This is a genomic window from Citrobacter sp. Awk 2 (assembly GCF_028069815.1).
Lineage (GTDB): Bacteria > Pseudomonadota > Gammaproteobacteria > Enterobacterales > Enterobacteriaceae > Citrobacter.
Genome location: NZ_JANEWL010000253.1, coordinates 1 through 543 on the forward strand (window position 1 = coordinate 1; position 543 = coordinate 543).

1 pseudogene is annotated in these 543 nt (G+C 33.9%); it reads left to right on the forward strand.

Features of this window, described 5'->3' with window-relative positions:
• A pseudogene (locus NNO02_RS23500) lies at positions 1–543 on the forward strand (P-loop NTPase fold protein); the annotation flags it as partial.

The window sequence follows — 543 nt, forward strand, 5'->3', positions numbered from 1 at the left end:
CATCTATTATGTAATGGTAAACGCGATGGGCTAATCCTTCTGGATGGAAAATGGGGCACAGGGAAGACTTATTATTTCAATTCAGAGTTCAAGAGAAATTATGATAAAAAAACAATTTTTATCATTTCAACGCTCGGCATAAACTCTTTGGAAATGTTCAAATCAGAGCTTTTCAATGTGAGTTATCTTAATTTATCCGAAGACATCAAAGAAATACCAAATGTTATTGGTTCCACCATTGCTCTTAGCAGCCAAACTCCCGCTGCAGCGGCTCCAATAAATAATGTAGTAGTCGGTATTGCGAGTGCCATAAAAAAGAATAAACTATCTGCTCTTGATGGTCTATTTATAATTGATGATATAGAACGAATAGACCAAAAAGTAGCTGTTGATATATTGAGTTATTGTCACTCTGTTTACATGAAAAACAATATGGTAGATTTTATTATTGTTAGCAATGAGGCGGAAGAATCAAAACTAAAAATAGACCACAAAGAAAAAATAATTTCAGACACCGTACCTTTTATACCTACAGAAGATGAC